The sequence below is a fragment of the Microbacterium sp. AC145 genome, from assembly GCF_979258505.1.
This window is the reverse complement of record NZ_OZ409859.1, coordinates 2,097,756-2,116,205: the sequence shown is the minus strand read 5'-3', so window position 1 is coordinate 2,116,205 and position 18,450 is coordinate 2,097,756. Positions and strand designations below refer to the sequence as shown.

Sequence of the window (18,450 nt, the reverse complement as noted above, 5' to 3'; positions counted from 1 at the left end):
GATGCTCCTCAGACGTCGTAGTCGACCACGACGCGGTCGCTCGTCGGGTGGGACTGGCAGGTCAGCACGTAGCCACGGTCGAGCTCGTCTGGCTCGAGGGCGTAGTTCTCGGTCATCGTCACACTGCCCTCGAGGACTCGTGCGCGGCACGTGCCGCAGACACCGCCCGCACAGGCGAACGGGGCGTCGGGGCGCACCCGCAGCGCGGCGTTCAACACCGACTCATGCGCATCGACAGGGCTTTCGACGGTCGAGGAGACGCCGTCGAGGTTGACCTCGATGCGGATCGTCTTCTCTCCCGCTCGCACCTCGACGGGGCGCGCTGCTCGCACCGGCTCGTCACCGGTCGTGAAGAGCTCGAACCGGATGCGCTCTCGTGGCACTCCCACGTCGGCGAGCACCTCGCGGCACAGATCGACGAGCGAGAGCGGCCCGCAGAGGAACCACTCGTCGACGTCGGCCGGGTCGATCAGCATCCCCAGGATGGTGCGCAGCTTCTCCTCGTCGATGCGACCGGACAGCACCGGCGCCGTGCGCTGCTCGCGCGAGAGCACATGGTGCAGCGTCAGGCGAGTGGGGTAGCGGTCTTTGAGGTCTGCGAGGTCCTCGAGGAACATCACGTCGAGTGTCGAGCGATTCGTGTACAGCAGCGTGAAGCGGGAGGTCTCGGAGCGGGTCAGCACGGTATGCGCGAGAGCCATGAGCGGTGTGATGCCCGAGCCCGCGGCGATGCCGACGACGTGGCGCTGATCGAGGTCGTCCAGGCCCGAGGTGAACGTGCCCTGCGGGCTCATCACGTCGATCTCGAGGCCCGGGTGCAGGCCCGTCTGCGCCCAGGTCGAGAAAAGGCCGCCCTCGTCACGCTTCACGGCGACGCTCAGCCGGGTCGGGACTCCCGCCGCGATCTGCTCGGCCGTGCGGTGCTCGGGGGCTCGGCACAGCGAGTACGACCGGCGCACCTCGGTGCCCTCGAGCGTCGTGCGCAGCGCCACGTGCTGGCCAGGCAGGTGGTCGTAGTCGTCGGCCAGGTCGGCCGGGACGGTGAAGGTCACCTCGACCGAGTCCTCGGTGAGCGGCCGCACCTCTTCGACGGCCAGCGTATGGAAGCGTGCGCGCTTCTTCGTCGTCGACGCGGCGCGGTGTGCGGGGGCTGCCGGAGCGAGGCCGGGGGAGGCGAACAGCGACATCAGTGCACCTTGAAGTGGTCGAAGGGCTCGAGGCAGGCACGGCATTCGAACAGCGCCTTGCACGAGGTGGACCCGAAGCGCGAGACCTCGCGCGTGTCCAGCGATCCGCACCGGGGGCAGCGCACGCTGATCGCCAGGCGGATCGGTCCGGATGAGATCGCCGAGCGTCCGGTCGGCGGGGCGATGCCGTACTGCGACAGCTTCTGCTTGCCGGCATCCGACATCCAGTCCGTCGTCCAGGCGGGCGAGAGCACGAGTCGCACTTCGACGTTCTCGTAGCCGGCCACGGTCAGGGCCAGGATGACGTCGTCGCGGATCGTGTCCATCGCCGGGCATCCGCTGTAGGTCGGCGTGATGTCGACCGTGACCCTGTCGCCGTCGACCGCGACGGCGCGGAGCACACCGAGATCCTCGATCGTGAGCACCGGCACTTCGGGGTCGGCGACGGCCGCGGCGATCCGCCAGGCCGTGGCTTGGTCCGTCCCGGAGTGGTCGCTACGTTTCGTCTCGCTCCGCTCGCTCAACGACCGGTGGTCCTCTGCGGTCACCATGATGCTCCCGGATGGCGCCTGGCGAGCACCTGCATCTCGGCGAGCAGGTGTCCGAGCGGTGTCGCGTGCGCGCCGTGCCTGCCGCCTGCGGAGGATGCCGAGACGGCAGGTGTCTCGAGCCCCGCCTCGGCGAACACGGTGTCGACGACCGCGTCGAAACCGGGACGCAGCGCCGACGGCCGCGCAGCGGCATCGCCGAGCCGATCGATCAGGGGCTCATCGCGGAAGAGCTCGTCGACGTAGGGCCAGACCTCGCCCATCGCGCGGACGATACGCCGCCTCGACTCGTCGGTGCCCCCGGCGAGACGAAGCACCCACTGCACTGCGTGGTCGCGGTGGTAATCGACCTCTTTGAGCGACTTCTCGGCGATCGCCGCGAAGGTCGGGTCGGTGCTCTCCCGCAGGGCGGAGTAGAGCTCGAACATGTAGGTCGACACGACGAACTGACGCGCGATCGTCTGCGCGAAGTCGCCATTGGGCTGCTCGACGATCCAGGCGCTGCGGAAGTCGGGCTCGTCGCGGAAGTACGCGAGGTCGTCTTCGGAGCGCCCGTCGTACGACCCCGCGAAGTGCAGGAACGAGCGGGCATGGCCGAGCAGGTCGAGGGCGATGTTCCCGAGCGCGACGTCCTCTTCGAGCTCCGGCGCCCGCGCGATCCACTCGCCGAGCTGCTGAGAGAGGATCAGTGCGTCGTCGCCGAGCCACAGCGCGTACTCGGCGATGTCGGCGGATGCTGCGGTGGAGCCGGTTCCGGTGAGTTCCTCGCTCAGCCGCAGCTCGTCGACCGAGACGTCACCGTGAATATCGCCGTGGATGTCGCCGTGCAGGTCTGCGTGGATGTCGTTCACAGGTGCGGCACCCCTTCGGACGCCGTGTAGTACACGGCATGCCGGTAGTTCTTGCCGGCGGGGCTCTCGAAGTAGGCGCCCTTGGCATCGGGGTCGCTGGTGGTGATCGCGTCGGCCGGGACGGCCCAGATCGATACGCCCTCGCCGCGGCGCGTGTAGAGGTCGCGGGCGTTGCGGATCGCCATGTCGGCATCCGGAGCGTGCAGGGATCCGACGTGCACATGGCTCAGCCCGCGGTTCGCGCGGACGAAGACCTCCCAGAGGGGCCAGATCTCCTTCTGGGTTCCTGAGCCTGTCGAAGGATCGGCTCCCGGCGTCGCCATCACGCGACCGCCTTCAGTGCCTGCTTGCGGGCGTACTCGGCCGCCGCCTCACGCACCCACGCGCCCTCCTCGTGCGCCGTGCGGCGGCGCTCGAGACGCTCGGCGTTGCACGGGCCGTTGCCGCGCAGCACCTCGAAGAACTCGTCCCAGTCGATCTCGCCGATCACGTACTGCCCTGTCTCGTCATCGAAGCGCAGATCGGGGTCGGGAAGGGTGACGCCGAGGATCTCGGCCTGGGGCACGAGCATCCCGACGAACCGCTGGCGCAGCTCGTCGTTGGTGAAACGCTTGATCTTCCACTTCATAGACTGGGCGGAATTGGGGGACTGGTCATCCGGCGGCCCGAACATCGCCAGGCTCGGCCAGTACCAGCGGTTCACGGCATCCTGAGCCATCTGCCGCTGTTCGTCGGTGCCCTGCATCAGCGAGAGCAGGATCTCGAAGCCCTGGCGCTGGTGGAACGACTCCTCTTTGCAGACGCGCACCATCGCGCGGCCGTAGGGCCCGTACGACGCGCGGCACAGCGGAACCTGGTTGACGATCGCGGCGCCGTCGACGAGCCATCCGATCGCGCCCATATCCGCCCAGGTGGGGGTCGGGTAGTTGAAGATCGACGAGTACTTGGCCTTGCCGCTGATGAGCTGGTCCATCATCGCGTCGCGCGTGATCCCGAGGGTCTGTGCTGCGGAGTACAGGTAGAGCCCATGCCCGGCCTCGTCCTGAACCTTCGCCATCAGGATCGCCTTGCGCTTGAGGCTCGGAGCTCGGGTGATCCAGTTGCCTTCCGGCTGCATGCCGATGATCTCGGAGTGCGCGTGCTGCGAGATCTGACGGATCAGCGTCTTGCGGTAGGCATCGGGCATCCAGTCGCGGGGCTCGATGCGCTGCTCGTTCGCGATGAGCTCGTCGAACAGGCGCTCGTCATCGGAGAGCTCGCCTTCGACGAGGGAGAGATCTGCGGGGCTGGTCATCATCGACTCCTCGGTGTCCCACCGGCTTTACTGACCGGTCGTTAGGTAATTCTGACACGGAGGTCGGCTGCGCGCAAGCAGAGCGGTTCAGCGGGAGCGCGAGACGAGGTCGAGAAGGGCTCGGCCGTAGGCCTCGGAAGGATCAGGATGCTCGAATCTCAGCGTCTCGCCGGCGATCTCCACCTCGACGACGAACGCATCGGAGACGCGGGTCAGGGCGCGGAAGGTGCCCCGAAGCAGCTCGCGCAACTGATCCTCGCGCGGAAGCCAGACCGCATCGGCGAGGGTGACGGCATCGAGCGCCCACTCGGTCGTGCCGTTGAACGCCAGATCCGTGCCGCTGGGCGTCTGACGAGCCTCGATCGTCATATCGCTGACCGTGAAGACATCGGCTTCGGCCTCGAGCTCGACCTCGTCCGGCAGATCGAGCTGGAAGCGATCGCCCTCGGTCGGGTGCCACACGAGACCGGCGTCGCGCAGGGATACGGCCAGTTCTCGGGTGATCATCGTTCCACGCTAGACGACGCGATCGGGTGAGGGGCCGTTCCGCGTGTGGGGAACGGCCCCCGACGTCGATGGCCTGGGGGCCTGACGTCGGTGGTATGAGGCACAGTGGAGGCATGACTTCTCCCGCCGCTGTCGACACCCGCACCGCTGCGCTCTCGGCGCTCCGTGAGCTGGTCGGTCGTCCTGATGCCGACTTCCACGACGGTCAGTACGAGGCGATCGAGGCCCTCGTCGAGGGGCGCCGCCGCGCGCTCGTCGTGCAGCGCACGGGGTGGGGCAAGTCGGCTGTGTACTTCGTCGCGACCCTCCTGCTGAGAAGGCAGGGGGCCGGGCCGACCGTGCTCGTCTCGCCGCTGCTGGCGCTGATGCGCGACCAGATCGCCGCCGCCGAACGAGCGGGCGTGCGGGCCGTCGCGATCAACTCGACCAACGCGCACGAGTGGTCGGAGGTGATGGAGCAGCTCGACCGAGACGAGGTCGACGTGCTGCTCGTCTCTCCCGAGCGACTGAACAACCCTGCGTTCCGCGAGCAGCAGTTGCCGGCACTCGTGCGGCGGATCGGCATGCTGGTGGTCGACGAGGCGCACTGCATCAGCGACTGGGGGCACGACTTCCGCCCCGACTATCGGCGGCTGCGCGATCTGATCGAGCAGATGCCGCCTCAGGTCCCGGTGCTCGCCACCACGGCGACCGCGAACAGCCGAGTGGTGGCAGATGTCGCGGAACAGCTCGGGACAGGTGGCGCGGATGCCTCCGGTGACCAGCCGGAAGTGCTGACGATCCGAGGCCCGCTCGCCCGCACCTCGCTGCGGTTGGGGGTGCTGCGCCTGCGCGATTCGGCGAGCCGGCTGGCATGGCTGCTGAGCCACATCGACGACCTCCCCGGCTCCGGCATCATCTACACGCTCACCGTCGCCGCGGCGGTCGACACCGCGCGGCTGCTGCGCGATCACGGCCACGAGGTGCGCGCCTACACGGGTCAGACCGACACCGACGAGCGCACCGAGTCCGAGGGGATGCTGAAGCGCAACGAGGTCAAGGCGCTCGTCGCCACGAGTGCACTCGGCATGGGGTTCGACAAGCCCGACCTCGGATTCGTGCTGCACCTCGGCGCACCCTCGTCGCCTGTCGCGTACTACCAGCAGGTCGGTCGTGCCGGTCGCGCGAGTGAGAGCGCCGACGTCCTGCTGCTCCCGGGTATCGAAGACCGTGACATCTGGCACTACTTCGCGACGGCGTCGATGCCCGACCGCGAGCGGGCGGAGCGCGTGATCGGGGCGCTCGGCGACCAGCCGATCTCGACGCCCGCGCTCGAGGCGATGGTCGACATCCGGCGCACGCCTCTCGAGCTGCTGCTCAAAGTGCTCGACGTCGACGGTGCGGTGCGGCGGGTGCAGGGCGGGTGGGTCGCGACCGGTCAGCCGTGGACGTACGACGCCGAGCGCTACGAGCGCATCGCGGGTGAGCGTCGTGCCGAGCAGCAGCACATGATCGACTACGAGCAGACCGATGGCTGCCGGATGGAGTTCCTGCAGCGCTCTCTCGACGATGACACCGCGGCACCGTGTGGCAGGTGCGACAACTGCGCGGGCATCTGGTTCCCGAGCGAGATCGGCGAGGCCGCGACCTCGCAGGCTGCGGAGTCGCTCGATCGTGTGGGCGTCCCCGTCGAGCCGCGGCGCGCCTGGCCGACAGGGGCCGACAAGCTCGACGTCCCGGTCAAGGGGCGCATCCCCGCGGGGGAGCAGGCGGGCGAGGGGCGCGCTCTCGCCCGATTGACCGACCTCGGCTGGGGCGGCACTCTGCGCGAGCTCTTCGCGGCAGGAGCACCCGACGCCGCAGTGACTCCGCAGGTGCTCGGCGGTTGTGTGCGGGTCCTCGCCGGCTGGGGATGGGCAGAACGCCCGGTCGCGGTGGTGGCCATGCCGTCGCGTTCGCATCCGCTGCTCGTCGACTCGCTCGCCCGCGGGATCTCCGAGATCGGGCGGCTGCCGTACCTCGGTGCACTCGACCTGGTGAACGGCGGACCCACGGGGCAGCCCGGTGGCAACAGCGTCTTCCGTCTCGCCGGCCTGTGGGACAGGTTCAGCGCGCAGGGCCTCGACATCCCCGAGGGCCCGGTGCTCCTCGTCGACGACACGGCCGACAGCAGGTGGACCCTCACCGTCGCCGCACGCACGCTCCGTCAGTCCGGCGCCACGGAGGTGCTTCCGTTCGTGCTCGCGCTCCGCGGCTGACGCCGTCGCTCCACCTTCGACTGGAGCACCTCAGCGCAGGTCGTACACGCGCTTGTACTTGCCCTCGCTGCGGGGCAGCGTGCCGGGCTCCTCGACCTTGACGTCGACACTGGTGCCGATGTGCATCTTGATGCGGTGGTGGAGCACCGCTGCCGCGGCGTCGCACTCCTCGGCGCTCAACGACGGGTGCCGCTCGATGCGCACGGTCATGGTGTCGAGCTGCGCGACATGGTGCAGCTCGAGCACGAAGTGCGGCGTCAGCGTCTCGATCCCCATCACGAGCTCCTCGATCTGCGTGGGGAAAAGGTTCACGCCGCGCAGGATGATCATGTCGTCGTTGCGCCCGGTGATCTTCTCGATGCGCCGCAGAGCGGGGTAGGTCGTGCCGGGAAGAAGTCGCGTCAGATCCCGTGTGCGGTATCGGATGACAGGGAACGCCTCCTTGGTGAGAGACGTGAACACCAGTTCGCCCAGCGCTCCGTCCGGCAGGCGATCGCCTGTGTCGCCGTCGATGATCTCGGGCAGGAAGTGGTCCTCCCAGATGTGCGGGCCGTCTTTTGTGAGCACGCTCTCGCTCGCGACGCCCGGCCCCATGACCTCGCTGAGCCCGTAGATGTCGACCGCGTCGATGTTCAGCCGTCGCTCGATCTCCCGCCGCATCTCGTTCGTCCAGGGCTCTGCGCCGAGCACCGCCACCCGCAGCGACGTGGTCGTCGGGTCGATCCCTGCCTCCTCCATCGCGTCAGCGATCGTGAGCAGGTAGCTGGGGGTGCAGAGGATCGCGTCCGGCTCGAAATCGGTGATCAGCTGCACCTGCCGCGCGGTCTGTCCTCCCGACACGGGAATCACCGTGGCGCCGAGCCGCTCGATGCCCGCATGCGCGCCGAGGCCGCCGGTGAAGAGTCCGTAGCCGTACGCGTTGTGTACCTTCATCCCCGCGCGGATGCCGGCCGCGTGCAGCGACCTCGCGATCAGATCGCTCCATCGGTCGAGGTCGCCCTCGGTGTAGCCGACGACGGTCGGACGCCCCGTCGTCCCGGAGGACGCATGGATGCGCCGCACATCGGGCATGGGAACGGCGAACATCCCGAACGGGTAGCTCTCGCGCAGATCGGCCTTGGTGGTGAAGGGCAGCTTCTGCACGTCGTCGAGCGTGCGGATGTCGTCGGGGTGCACCCCGTGCTCGTCGAACTTGCGGCGGTAGACCGGCACATTCTCGTACGCGTGGTGCACCGTCCACTGCAGACGCTCCAGCTGCAGGGGTGCGAGCGCCTCGGGTGCGTGCAGCTCGGGCTCGGTTCCGATCTCAGCACGGCTTTCGGTCTCGGTGCGTGTTTCGGTCATCGTCGACTCCTTCGTCGCAGGGGGGCGTAGTCCATCAGATCGCGGATCTCGAGGGCTCGATCTGCCCGAGGCGTACGACCCTGTGCAGGGTGTGCACGAAGGGTCGTCGGGCCTGTACCGGCCGGCGTCCGCGCTCGTAGGCTCCGGATACCGGACGGAGCAGTCCGCGATCAAGGAGGATGCTGTGACCACGACGATGACGATCCTGGAGTCCATCACCGCGCCGGAGGGCGTCGGGCGCCCCATCCCGGACGCTGCGACGCGCGAGGTGATCGGCCATGCGCCCGTGCACTCGGTCGACGACCTGAACCGCGCCATCGTGAACGCCCGCGCCGCGCAGCCCGCGTGGGCCGCTCTCGGTCACGCCGAACGCAGCCGCATCCTCAACGCGATCGCCGACGACCTCGACGCGAACGCCGAGGAGCTGGCCGTGCTGCTCTCCCGAGAGCAGGGCAAGCCGCTGAACGGTCCGAACGCGCGCTTCGAAGTCGGGGCGTGCTCGGCCTGGACGCGCACCGCGGCAGACACCCCGCTCGACCCGGAGGTCGTCTTCGAAGCCGGCGAATCCCGCGCGGAGGTCCACTACGACCCGCTCGGTGTGGTCGGGGCGATCGGCCCGTGGAACTGGCCGATGATGATCACGGTCTGGCAGATCGCGCCGTCGCTGCGCATGGGCAACACGGTGGTCGTCAAGCCGAGCGAGTTCACGCCGCTGTCGGTGCTCGCGCTCGCGGAGATCTTCAACCGGCACCTTCGGGAAGGCGTGCTGACGGTGATCTCCGGGGACCGCGAGGTGGGAGCCGCGATCGCCGCGCACCCCGACCTCGACAAGATCATGTTCACGGGGTCGACGGCCACGGGCCGCAGGATCGTCGAAGCGTCCGCCCACAGCCTCGCCCGACTGACCCTCGAGCTCGGCGGCAACGACGCCGGCATCATCCTGCCCGGCACCGACATCGACGCGATCGCCGAGAACCTGTTCTGGGGCATCTTCATCAACACGGGTCAGACCTGCGCCGCTCTCAAGCGGCTGTACGTGCACGAGTCGCAGTACGAGCAGGTGGTCGAGACGCTCGCGAATCTCGCCGACGCGATGCCGCTCGGCAACGGGCTCGACGAGGCGAACGTGCTCGGACCGCTGCAGAACGAGAAGCAGTTCGACATCGTGTCCCGACTCGTCGACGAGGCGAGGGCGCAGGGTGCGCGGATCGTCACCGGAGGCGAGCCCGCTCCCGAACACGGACCGCTGTTCTACCGCACGACGGTCGTCGCCGACATCGACGATGGAGCCGCACTCGTCGACGAAGAGCAGTTCGGTCCGGTCATTCCGGTCGTCCGCTACTCCGACGTCGATGACGCCGTCCGTCGGGCGAACGACTCGACTCAGGGGCTCGGCGCGTCGGTCTGGTCGGACGACCCGGATGCCGCGAGTGAGGTGGCCCGCCGCGTGCAGGCCGGCACCGTGTGGATCAACCAGCACGGGGCGATCAATCCCCACGTGCCGTTCGGCGGCATCAAGGCCAGCGGCTACGGGCAGGAGTTCGGGGTGGCAGGGCTCAAGGCGGTCGCTGCTCCCAAGGTCATCCAGCGCTGAGGGCAGGCCGCAGCGCGTGGTCAGGCCAGGGCCGGAATCGTGACGACACCGATTCCGGCCCTCACCATGCAGGGCATCCCGCACGATCTCACCCCGCCTGCGAACGGTTCGTCGTGAGCGAGCGGCCACGGACCTCGGCGACGACATCGCCCGTCTCGTCAGTGACCGTCACGTCGTAGAGCCCGTTCCGGCCGCTGACGACCCGGCGAACGGCACGTGCCGTCAGTCGCTCGCCCGAGCCGGTCGACTTCAGAAACGTGATGTCGGCGCCACCGGCGACGGTGACCCGCTCGTCTTCATTGCAGGCGATCGCGAAAGCGGTGTCTGCGAGCGTGAAGACCAGCCCGCCGTGCGTGATCGCGAAGCCGTTCAGCATGTCATCGCGCACCGTCATCGACACCACGGCCTCTCCCGGTGCGTCGAGTTCGACGACCATGCCGAGCATCGCCGACGCCGCATCGCGCTGCATCATGGGCCTCATGCGGCCGCGACCTCGGGCGTCGGTTCCTTGTTCACCAGCGTGAGCACGTCGTAGGTCGCGACGAGCTCGTCGCTCTGGTTGCGGATCACGGCATCCCAGCGCACCTCGCCGTACTCGTCGGTCTCACGCGGAGTGATCTGTTTGGCGGTGAGCTCGACTCGGATCGTGTCGCCGGGGGAGACGGGCGTGATGAAACGCAGGTTCTCCAGCCCGTAGTTCGCGAGCACAGGCCCGGGCTCCGGGTCGACGAAGAGACCGGCGGCCCACGAGACGAGCAGGTAGCCGTGCGCCACGCGTCCGGGGAAGAACGGGTTCGCCGCAGCGGCCGTCTCGTCCATGTGCGCATAGAACGTGTCGCCCGTGAAGTGGGCGAACGTCTCGATGTCGGCGAGCGTCACCTCTCGCGACGCCGAGACGATCTGGTCGCCGATGCGGAGCTCTGCGAGCGACTTGCGGAACGGATGCCGTCCGTCGCTGTGCGCGGCGGCCCCCGCATGCCACACGCCTGTCAGCGCTGTGAGCATCTCGGGAGAGCCCTGCACCGCGGTGCGCTGCATGTGGTGGAGCACCGCGCGGATGCCGCCGAGCTCCTCGCCGCCGCCGGCCCGGCCGGGGCCGCCGTGCACGAGGTTCGGCAGCGGCGAGCCGTGCCCGGTCGACGATCGTGCGTCATCGCGGTCGAGCAGCAGCATCCGACCGTTGAACGGAGCGATGCGCGCCGCGAGATCCACAGCCTGCATCGGGTCATGCGTCGCGATGCTGGTGACGAGTGAGCCGCCGCCTCGTGCCACGAGTGCCGCGGCATCGGCGGTGGTGTCGTAGGTGAGCAGCGACGAGACCGGGCCGAAGGCCTCGATCGAGTGTGCGGCGTCGGTCTGCGAGTCGTCGAAGCGCAGCAGCAGCGGCGAGACGAATGCACCCTCGGAAGAGAGGCCGGTGCTGCCGTCGATGAGCCGCACTTCGAGAGCATCCGTCGTTCCGACGACGATCCGTCCTCCCGCCGCCTGCAGCCTGCCCACCTGTCGCAGCACCTCGTCGCGCTGCGCGGTCGATGCGAGCGGTCCCATGGTGACGCCCTCCGCGCGCGGGTCGCCCAGGACGGTCTTGTCGGCGATGCGCGCCTGCACGGCGGCGATCACGGCATCCGCCGCCCCTGTAGGCACGATCGCGCGGCGGATCGCCGTACACTTCTGACCGGCTTTGCTTGTCATCTCGGTGACGAGCTGGCGCACGTAGGCGTCGAACTCGGGCGTGCCCTCGACCGCGTCGGTGCCGAGCACCGAGGCGTTGATCGAGTCGGTCTCGGCGGTGAACCGCACGCCGCCCGTCTGCACCGCGGGGTGGGCCTTGAGGCTCTCCGCCGTCGATGCGCTGCCGGTGAAGCCGACGATGTCACCCAGCCGCAGGTTCTCGAAGAGGTCGGGAACGCTGCCGCTGACGAGCTGGAGCGATCCGTCGGGCAGCAGACCGGACTCGACGAGGATGCGCACCATCGCCTCGGCCAGGTATCCCGTGGGGGTGGCGGGCTTCACGACGGTCGGCATGCCGGCGAGGAACGCCGGAGCGAACTTCTCGAGCGATCCCCACACCGGAAAGTTGAAGGCGTTGATCTGCACGGCGACGCCGGGCAGCGTCGTGTAGACGTGGCGTCCGAGGAACGATCCGTCCTTCGAGAGCGGCTCGACCGGGCCGTCGACATGCACGCGACTGTTCGGCAGCTCACGTCGCCCTTTGCCGGAGTAGGAGAACAGCACCCCGATGCCGCCGTCGATGTCGACCCACGAGTCGTTCTTCGTGGCACCGGTGCGGGAGGACAGCGCGTACAGCTCGTCCTTGCGCTCGGTGAGGGCGAGGGCGAACTGCTTGAGAAGCACGGCGCGCTGGTGGAACGTGAGCGCCCCGAGGTTCTTCTGCCCCACGGAGCGAGCATGCTCCAGCGCCCCCGCGAGATCCAGGCCCTCGGTGGAGACGAGCGTGACGACGTCTCCGGTCGACGCGTCACGGACCTCGGTGGAACGTTCGGGGGACGACGGCGTCCACCACTTGCCCCGGACGTAACTCGGCAGATAATCGGTCATCTCTCCTCGTTCCATGCGTAGAACCCTTCGCCGCTCTTGCGGCCGAGCTTTCCTTCGGCGACCATCCGTCGCAGCAGATCCGGCGGGGCGAACCGCGCGCCGAGCGTGCGCTCCAACTCCTCGGCGATGCCCAGGCGCACATCCAGCCCGACGATGTCGGTCGTACGCAGAGGGCCCACCGGATGCCGGTATCCGAGTGTCATGGCCGCATCGATGTCAGCAGCCGACGCGACCCCCTCCTCGAGCATCCGGATCGCCTCGACGCCGAGCATCACGCCGAGTCGAGACGATGCGAAACCGGGGGAGTCGCTGACGACGATCGGCGTCTTGTCGAGCGCGGCCACCCAACCCGTCGCGCTCTCCACGATCGCCGCGTCGGTCGCTGCGCCGCGCACGATCTCGACGAGCGCCGATGCGGGCACGGGGTTGAAGAAATGCAGACCGAGGAACCGCTCGGGGCGCAGGCGGCCCGCAGCCAGGTCATCGATCGAGATCGACGAGGTATTGCTCGCCAGCGTCGCGTGCTCGGGCAACGCCGCCTCGACACGGGCGAGTGCGTCGTCTTTCAGGGTGCGGTCCTCGGGCACCGCCTCGATCGCGAGGTCGACCGCGGCGAAGGCTGCGAGATCGGCGCCGGTCGTGAGGCGGCCGGCGAGCTCCGTCTCGTCCAGCGAGGGATCACGTTCGACAGATCTGCGGATGCTGTCGCCGATGCGGGCGTGTGCCGCGTCAGCGCTCGCCGCATCGCGCTCGATCACGCAGACGTGCGAGCCCGCGAGCAGGAACGCATGCGCGATGCCGGCTCCCATGCGCCCGCCGCCCAGCACTCCGACGATCGCAGGCGCGCTGTCTGTGCGTTTCGTCTCGCTTCGCTCGCTCGACGACCGCGGGTGGGGCTCGCTCGACGATCGGGGGTCGGTGTCGCTCGACGATCGGGGGTCGGTGTCGCTCATCGGCTCTTCCTCTCGAGGAACGCGGTCATGCGGCGGTGCTTCTCGGGCGACTCGAAGAGCTCGGCCTGCAGCTCGAGCTCGATCGCCGGATGCTGCGCGCGCGGGGTGCGCAGCGCGCGCTTCGTGTGCTGCGTCGCCAGCGGGTCGTTCGCCGCGATGCGCTCGACGATCCCGTGCGCGGCGGCGAGCAGCTCCTCGGCCGGATGCAGAGACGAGACCAGCCCCCAGCGCAGCGCCTCCTCGGCATCGAGCGCTCGCCCGGTGAGCAGCAGCTCGCTCGCGCGGGCGTCGCCGACGATCTCGGGAAGCCGCCAGGTCGCACCGGCCGCCGCGATGATGCCGAGCCCGGTCTCGGGGTTGCCGATGCGGAGCGACGGCGTCGCGATGCGGATGTCTGCGGCGTAGGCGAGCTCGGCTCCGCCCCCGAGCGCGTACCCGTCGATCGCCGCGATCACCGGCATCGGAAGGTCGTGGATGCGGATGAACACGGTCGCGTTGATGCCGCGCCTGGCGTCGTCCGCGGTGCGATCACGCAGCTGGGCGATGTCCGCACCGGCGGCGAAGACCCCGCCCGACCCCGTGAGGATCAGCGTGCGCGGAGCCTCTTCAAGCATCGCGCACAGCTCGTGCAGCGCATCGACCGTCGCCTGGTCGATGGCGTTGCGCTTCTCGGGGCGGTCGAGCGTGGCGACGACGCGGTCGTCCTGCTCCTCGATGTGCAGGGTCACGTCAGACGCTCCACGATCATGGCGGTGCCCTGCCCGACGCCGACGCACATCGTGGCCAGTCCGTAGCGTGCGTTCTCGCGCTCGAGTCGACCGAGCAGCGTCACGATCAGGCGAGACCCGCTGGACCCGAGCGGGTGGCCCAGGGCGATGGCGCCGCCGTCGGCGTTGACGATCGCCGGGTCGAGCCCGAGGCGGCGGATGCAGGCGAGGGACTGCGATGCGAAGGCCTCGTTCAGTTCGACGGCTCCGAGGTCTGAGACCTGCAGGCCCGCCTTCGCGAGCGCCTTCTGCGTGGCCGGCACGGGGCCCAGCCCCATGATCTCGGGGGCGAGCGCAGCTGTCGCCGACGCGACGATCCTCGCGCGCGGACGCAGCCCGTGACGTTCGACGGCCTCGGCGCTCGCCACGACGATCGCGGAGGCTCCGTCGTTCAGGGAGCTCGAGTTGCCGGCGGTGACGACCTCGCCGCCTGAGACGACAGCTCTCAGCTGTGCGAGCGCGTCGAGGGTGGTGTCCCGCCTCGGTCCCTCGTCGGTGTCGACGACTCCACGGCTCGTCTCGACGCCGACGATCTCGGGGGCGAAGCGCCCGGCATCGATCGCGGCGATGGCGCGCTGATGGCTCCGCAACGCGAAGGCGTCGGCATCCGCACGGCTGACCGCATCGATGCGGGCGACCTCCTCCGCCGTCTCCGGCATCGAGAATGTCGCCTTGTCGCGCTCGCTCAGCCGGGGGTTCGTGAAGCGCCAGCCGATCGACGTGTCGAAGGCCGCACCGGGCTTGGCCCAGGCCCTCTCGGGCTTCGCCTGCACCCAGGGTGCTCTGGTCATCGATTCGACGCCACCGGCGACGATGAGGTCGGCGTCTCCTGCGCGCACGGCGTTCGCGGCGAGGGCGATGGCCGACATCCCCGAAGCGCAGAGGCGGTTGACGGTCAGTCCGGGAATCGAATCGGGGAGGCCCGCGAGCAGCACGGCCATGCGTGCGACGTTGCGGTTGTCCTCACCCGCCTGGTTCGCGGCTCCGAGGATCACCTCGTCGATCTCCTCCACGGGCACCGCTGATCTGCGGGCGGTCTCGCGCACCACGAGGGCTGCGAGATCGTCGGGACGGACGGACGCGAGTGCTCCTCCGTAGCGGCCGACGGGGGTGCGGACGCCATCGACGAGATAGGCCTCGGACATCGTCATCCTCTCGATCACCAACGCTGGCGATAATTTCAGACCGATCGGTCAGGAATACGATCTCAGATCGGCGGACGAATGGCAACTCATCGGGAATGACAGACTGAGCCCATGGCGCAGCCCGGATTCGACGCGCCGGCCCCGAAGCGCGGCCGGCCAGGTTACGACCGCGAGCAGGTGCTCGCGGTCGCCGTGAAGGTGTTCAACGAGCAGGGCTACGACGCGACGAGTGTCGCGGACCTCAGCGCGACACTCGGGCTCACCAAGTCCGCGCTCTACCATCACTTCGAATCCAAGTCGGCGATCCTCGAGCTCGCGCTGACCGACGCCCTCGACGCTCTCGAGGCCGTCGTGGACGACGCGACGGCACGGCATCCTCTCGCCTCCGACCGGCTGCGATCGATCATCCGGGGTGCGGTGCGCGTGCTCACCGAGAAGCTCCCGTCGGTGACGCTGCTGCTGCGGGTGCGTGGCAACGGCGACGTCGAGACCGCAGCCCTCGTGCGCCGCCGCGCGTTCGACCAGCGAGTCACCGCGATCGTCACCGAAGCGCAGGCCGAGGGGCTGATCCGCGACGACGTCGATGCCGCGGTCGCGACCAGGCTCATCTTCGGCATGATCAATTCGGTCGTCGAGTGGTATCGCCCCGGTGGCCCCGTCGATCCTGACGAGTTGGGAGAGGACATCCTGCGGGTGAGCCTGGACGGTCTGCAGTCGCGCTGACCCCCTCCACGCCGAGATGATGCGCGTATGCTGTCCGACACGCGATGAGGCGAGGAGTGACCAATGGACGATCGCGCACCCGATGCGGTCTCCGGCAGAGTCGTCGTCGACTGCGGTGCGGTGCCCTCCGCCGAGCGGTTCGACATGTGGACGGATGCCGTGAACCGCAGCTTCGTTCCGCTGCGCGCCTGGTCGACCGATCCCACGGTGCGCTCCGGATTCCAGGGCAGGCTCGTCGCCCAGCCGTTGGGACCCCTGTCGGTGAGCAGCGTCGCGGGGTCGGCGGTGCGCGTGAGCCGGACGAAGGTCGAGATCGCCCGCGACGACCCCGGGCACATAAAACTCGGCCTGCAGCTGCAGGGACGCAGCGTGATCGGGCAGGACGGCCGCGAGGCGATCCTCCTGCCCGGAGATTTCGCCGTCTACGACACGACGAGGCCGTACGCGCTCGACTTCGATGGTCCTTTCCGGATGCTGGTGGTGATGTTCCCTCTGGAGACGCTGCGTATCGACAGGGCACGTCTGCGGGCGCTCACCGCATCGAGATTCTCGGGTCGCGAGGGCGTCGGTGCCATCGCCTCGTCGATGCTGCGCGCTTATGACACCACGCTCGACGACGGCACCCTGCAGAATCGGATGCCGCTGTCCGACGCGGTGCTCGACATGCTCACAGCCGCGCTCGGCGAGCGGCTCGAGCTCGACATCGACGGCGGCGACGAGGTCGGACGCCGCGCGCTCCTGACGCGGATCGAGCTCTACATCGCGGAGCACCTCGGTGACGCCGAACTCAGTGTCGCGCAGATCGCCGTGGCCCATCACATCTCGGTGCGCTATCTGCAGAAGCTCTTCGAAGGCAAGCACGACACCGTCAGCGGGTGGATCCGCCACCGACGGCTCGACGCGACCAGACGCGACCTGAGCAATCCGAGTCAGAGCGGTCAGCAGATCTCCTCGATCGGAGCGCGCTGGGGATTCACCGATGCGACGGCGTTTGCGCGGGCGTTCCGCACGCGGTTCGGCGTCACACCCAGCGAGTACCGCGCGCAGAATCTCGTGGTCCGGCACTGACGCGGTATCCGCGCTATCCGCAGCATTCGTGCGCATCGTGCACATCGCTGTTCGTCGGTGGCCGGTCCTGAACGCTCGGTGCGAGCGATCCTGTTCTGAGAGCAGACGAAGACGTCTGTCGTTCAGAGAGGAACGAGTGATGACCGAGCTCACAGAGGCTGCCGATTACGTCGTGATCGGTGCGGGTTCTGCAGGAAGCGCGATCGCGCGCCGTCTCGTGGATGCGGGGCACAGTGTGCACGTGATCGAGGCGGGATCCGTCGACAGCGATCCGAACATCCACTCTCCGCAGGGCTGGCCGTGGCTGCTCATGTCGCCGAACGACTGGGCGGTGATGACCACGCCCCAGGAGCATCTGGGCGGACGTGTTCTCTACTGGCCCCGCGGCAAGACGCTCGGCGGGTCGAGCTCGCTGAACGGCATGATCTACATGCGCGGCGACCGCCGAGACTATGACGGATGGGCGGCGCAGGGCGCGAGCGGCTGGTCGTGGGACGACGTGCTCCCGTACTTCCGCAAGTCGGAGGACCACGCCGACGGCGCCGACGAGTTCCACGGTGCGGGTGGCCCGCTGCATGTGGAGCGGATCCCCACCGACAAACGGCATCCGCTCGCGGCGGCCTTCGTCGATGCGTCGGTGGCGAGCGGCATCCCACACACCGAGGACTTCAATCGCGAGCGCCTCGACGGGGCGGGCTTCAACCACACGACCACCAAGGACGGCAGCCGGGCATCGGCCTGGCAGTCCTTCGTGGTTCCGATCTTGGGACACGAGGCGCTGGCGGTGACCACGAACGCGCTGGTCGACCGGATCGTCGTCGAGGAGGGCAGGGCGGTCGGTGTCGAGTACGAGGTCGATGGGGGCCGTCACCTCGCGACGGCGCGGCGCGAGATCGTGCTGTCCGGCGGCGCGATCGGATCACCTGCGGTGCTGCTGCGCTCGGGCATCGGGCCCCGGGGCGATCTCGAGCAACTGGGCATCGAGGTCGTCGCCGACATCCCGGGCGTGGGGAAGAACCTCCACGACCACCTGCTCGTCAGCGTGCTGTACGACGCCCTCGATCCGGTGGCGCCGCCGCAGTGGAACCTGCTCGAGAGCCAGCTCTACGCTCGCTCGAGTGTGATCTCCGACGGCGATGCACCCGACCTGCAGCCGCTCTTCATCCACATGCCGTATCCGACGGACGGTGGAGCCGCACCCGCCCAGGGGTACACGATCGCCGCGGGAATCGTGCGTCCCCATTCGCGGGGCAGTGTGCGGTTGGCGGCTGCCGATGCGTCGGTCGCGCCTCTCGTCGATCCGAACGTGTTCGCCGATGAGCGTGATCTCGAGGCGATGGTCGACGCGATCGAACTGGTCAGGGAGATCGGCGGTCGCGACGAGTTCGCCCCCTTCCGCGCGTCCGAGTTCGCCCCGGGCGAGAGCGTCACGACCCGCGACGAGCTGCGCGATTTCGCCCGCCGGACCGTCGGAACCTATCACCACCAGGTCGGGACGTGCCGGATGGGCGTCGACGAGCTCGCGGTCGTCGACCCGCAACTTCGGGTCACGGGCATCGCAGGGCTCCGGATCGCGGACGCCTCGGTGATGCCGTTCGTGCCGAGCGCCAACACCAATGCGCCCTCGATCATGATCGGGGAACGCGCAGCGGATCTGCTGCTGGCCGAGTAGG

The 18,450-nt window shown here is 68.9% G+C and carries 17 protein-coding genes; 5 read left to right on the top strand and 12 right to left on the bottom strand.

Annotated features, from left to right (window positions below; all coding sequences use genetic code 11):
- Window positions 1–8: 8 nt before the first annotated feature.
- From paaE to ACZZZN_RS10300, 6 genes are all read right to left on the bottom strand, one after another.
- Window positions 9–1,187 (bottom strand): 1,2-phenylacetyl-CoA epoxidase subunit PaaE, encoded by a 1,179-nt coding sequence (paaE, locus tag ACZZZN_RS10325; protein WP_463505060.1) that lies wholly within the window; start codon window positions 1,185–1,187, stop codon window positions 9–11.
- Entirely contained in the window at window positions 1,187–1,738 is a 552-nt protein-coding gene (paaD, locus tag ACZZZN_RS10320; protein WP_463505059.1) for a 1,2-phenylacetyl-CoA epoxidase subunit PaaD, read from the bottom strand. Before paaD ends, paaE begins: the two co-directional genes overlap by 1 nt.
- Window positions 1,732–2,586 carry a 1,2-phenylacetyl-CoA epoxidase subunit PaaC gene (paaC, locus tag ACZZZN_RS10315; protein WP_463505058.1) on the bottom strand — a complete coding sequence of 285 codons (855 nt, stop codon included), beginning with the start codon at window positions 2,584–2,586 and terminating at the stop codon, window positions 1,732–1,734. Before paaC ends, paaD begins: the two co-directional genes overlap by 7 nt.
- The gene (gene paaB, locus ACZZZN_RS10310; RefSeq protein WP_463505057.1) at window positions 2,583–2,909 is read right to left on the bottom strand and encodes a 1,2-phenylacetyl-CoA epoxidase subunit PaaB; all 327 of its coding nucleotides are present in this window, start codon (window positions 2,907–2,909) and stop codon (window positions 2,583–2,585) included. The genes paaC and paaB overlap by 4 nt, the downstream gene beginning before the upstream one ends.
- Window positions 2,909–3,880: a 1,2-phenylacetyl-CoA epoxidase subunit PaaA gene (gene paaA / locus ACZZZN_RS10305; protein ID WP_463505056.1), complete on the bottom strand. Its 972-nt coding sequence runs from the start codon at window positions 3,878–3,880 to the stop codon at window positions 2,909–2,911. The genes paaB and paaA overlap by 1 nt, the downstream gene beginning before the upstream one ends.
- Before the next feature lie 87 nt (window positions 3,881–3,967).
- Window positions 3,968–4,387, bottom strand: a complete 420-nt coding sequence (locus ACZZZN_RS10300; protein WP_463505055.1) for a pilus assembly protein CpaE — start codon at window positions 4,385–4,387, stop codon at window positions 3,968–3,970.
- 113 nt (window positions 4,388–4,500) lie between these two features.
- Here ACZZZN_RS10300 and ACZZZN_RS10295 point away from each other — a divergent pair, with 113 nt between their 5' ends.
- Complete coding sequence (locus ACZZZN_RS10295) at window positions 4,501–6,624, top strand: RecQ family ATP-dependent DNA helicase (RefSeq protein ID WP_463505054.1); 2,124 nt, start codon at window positions 4,501–4,503, stop codon at window positions 6,622–6,624.
- A gap of 30 nt (window positions 6,625–6,654) precedes the next feature.
- On the opposite strand, the gene paaK is transcribed toward ACZZZN_RS10295, so the two are convergent.
- A complete protein-coding gene (gene paaK / locus ACZZZN_RS10290; RefSeq protein WP_463505053.1) occupies window positions 6,655–7,968 on the bottom strand; it encodes a phenylacetate--CoA ligase PaaK in 1,314 nt (437 codons plus the stop codon).
- 184 nt (window positions 7,969–8,152) lie between these two features.
- Between paaK and ACZZZN_RS10285 the strand changes: the two genes are divergently transcribed.
- Complete coding sequence (locus ACZZZN_RS10285; protein WP_463505052.1) at window positions 8,153–9,562, top strand: aldehyde dehydrogenase family protein; 1,410 nt, start codon at window positions 8,153–8,155, stop codon at window positions 9,560–9,562.
- A gap of 88 nt (window positions 9,563–9,650) precedes the next feature.
- Here the strand turns inward: ACZZZN_RS10285 and paaI are convergent, their stop codons facing one another.
- Genes paaI through ACZZZN_RS10260 form a run of 5 tightly spaced genes read right to left on the bottom strand, consistent with a single transcriptional unit; the run spans window position 9,651 to window position 14,986 of the window.
- The gene (paaI, locus tag ACZZZN_RS10280; protein WP_463505051.1) at window positions 9,651–10,034 is read right to left on the bottom strand and encodes a hydroxyphenylacetyl-CoA thioesterase PaaI; all 384 of its coding nucleotides are present in this window, start codon (window positions 10,032–10,034) and stop codon (window positions 9,651–9,653) included.
- 5 nt (window positions 10,035–10,039) lie between these two features.
- Entirely contained in the window at window positions 10,040–12,121 is a 2,082-nt protein-coding gene (gene paaZ / locus ACZZZN_RS10275) for a phenylacetic acid degradation bifunctional protein PaaZ (protein WP_463505050.1), read from the bottom strand.
- Window positions 12,118–13,074: a 3-hydroxyacyl-CoA dehydrogenase family protein gene (locus ACZZZN_RS10270; RefSeq protein WP_463505049.1), complete on the bottom strand. Its 957-nt coding sequence runs from the start codon at window positions 13,072–13,074 to the stop codon at window positions 12,118–12,120. Before ACZZZN_RS10270 ends, paaZ begins: the two co-directional genes overlap by 4 nt.
- Window positions 13,071–13,802 carry an enoyl-CoA hydratase/isomerase family protein gene (locus ACZZZN_RS10265; RefSeq protein ID WP_463505048.1) on the bottom strand — a complete coding sequence of 244 codons (732 nt, stop codon included), beginning with the start codon at window positions 13,800–13,802 and terminating at the stop codon, window positions 13,071–13,073. The genes ACZZZN_RS10270 and ACZZZN_RS10265 overlap by 4 nt, the downstream gene beginning before the upstream one ends.
- On the bottom strand, window positions 13,799–14,986 hold the full coding sequence (locus ACZZZN_RS10260; RefSeq protein ID WP_463505047.1) for a thiolase family protein: 1,188 nt from the start codon (window positions 14,984–14,986) through the stop codon (window positions 13,799–13,801). Before ACZZZN_RS10260 ends, ACZZZN_RS10265 begins: the two co-directional genes overlap by 4 nt.
- Before the next feature lie 111 nt (window positions 14,987–15,097).
- On the opposite strand from ACZZZN_RS10260, the gene ACZZZN_RS10255 reads away from it, so the two are divergent.
- From ACZZZN_RS10255 to ACZZZN_RS10245, 3 genes are all read left to right on the top strand, one after another.
- Window positions 15,098–15,709 carry a TetR/AcrR family transcriptional regulator gene (locus ACZZZN_RS10255; RefSeq protein ID WP_463505046.1) on the top strand — a complete coding sequence of 204 codons (612 nt, stop codon included), beginning with the start codon at window positions 15,098–15,100 and terminating at the stop codon, window positions 15,707–15,709.
- Window positions 15,710–15,772: 63 nt separating this feature from the next.
- Window positions 15,773–16,777, top strand: coding sequence for an AraC-like ligand-binding domain-containing protein (locus ACZZZN_RS10250; protein WP_463505045.1), 1,005 nt, complete (start codon window positions 15,773–15,775; stop codon window positions 16,775–16,777).
- 139 nt (window positions 16,778–16,916) lie between these two features.
- The gene (locus ACZZZN_RS10245) at window positions 16,917–18,449 is read left to right on the top strand and encodes a GMC family oxidoreductase (protein WP_463505044.1); all 1,533 of its coding nucleotides are present in this window, start codon (window positions 16,917–16,919) and stop codon (window positions 18,447–18,449) included.
- The last annotated feature ends 1 nt before the right edge of the window (window position 18,450 follow it).

Coding starts and splice junctions, on each gene's coding strand:
- ACZZZN_RS10245 (WP_463505044.1), top strand. CDS start 16,917: ATGACCGAGCTCACAGAGGCTGCCGATTACGTCGTGATCGGTGCGGGT.
- ACZZZN_RS10260 (WP_463505047.1), bottom strand. CDS start 14,986: ATGTCCGAGGCCTATCTCGTCGATGGCGTCCGCACCCCCGTCGGCCGC.
- paaK (WP_463505053.1), bottom strand. CDS start 7,968: ATGACCGAAACACGCACCGAGACCGAAAGCCGTGCTGAGATCGGAACC.
- paaZ (WP_463505050.1), bottom strand. CDS start 12,121: ATGACCGATTATCTGCCGAGTTACGTCCGGGGCAAGTGGTGGACGCCG.
- ACZZZN_RS10295 (WP_463505054.1), top strand. CDS start 4,501: ATGACTTCTCCCGCCGCTGTCGACACCCGCACCGCTGCGCTCTCGGCG.
- ACZZZN_RS10270 (WP_463505049.1), bottom strand. CDS start 13,074: ATGAGCGACACCGACCCCCGATCGTCGAGCGACACCGACCCCCGATCG.
- paaI (WP_463505051.1), bottom strand. CDS start 10,034: ATGATGCAGCGCGATGCGGCGTCGGCGATGCTCGGCATGGTCGTCGAA.
- paaB (WP_463505057.1), bottom strand. CDS start 2,909: ATGGCGACGCCGGGAGCCGATCCTTCGACAGGCTCAGGAACCCAGAAG.
- paaA (WP_463505056.1), bottom strand. CDS start 3,880: ATGACCAGCCCCGCAGATCTCTCCCTCGTCGAAGGCGAGCTCTCCGAT.
- paaD (WP_463505059.1), bottom strand. CDS start 1,738: ATGGTGACCGCAGAGGACCACCGGTCGTTGAGCGAGCGGAGCGAGACG.
- paaE (WP_463505060.1), bottom strand. CDS start 1,187: ATGTCGCTGTTCGCCTCCCCCGGCCTCGCTCCGGCAGCCCCCGCACAC.
- ACZZZN_RS10250 (WP_463505045.1), top strand. CDS start 15,773: ATGGACGATCGCGCACCCGATGCGGTCTCCGGCAGAGTCGTCGTCGAC.
- ACZZZN_RS10255 (WP_463505046.1), top strand. CDS start 15,098: ATGGCGCAGCCCGGATTCGACGCGCCGGCCCCGAAGCGCGGCCGGCCA.
- ACZZZN_RS10300 (WP_463505055.1), bottom strand. CDS start 4,387: ATGATCACCCGAGAACTGGCCGTATCCCTGCGCGACGCCGGTCTCGTG.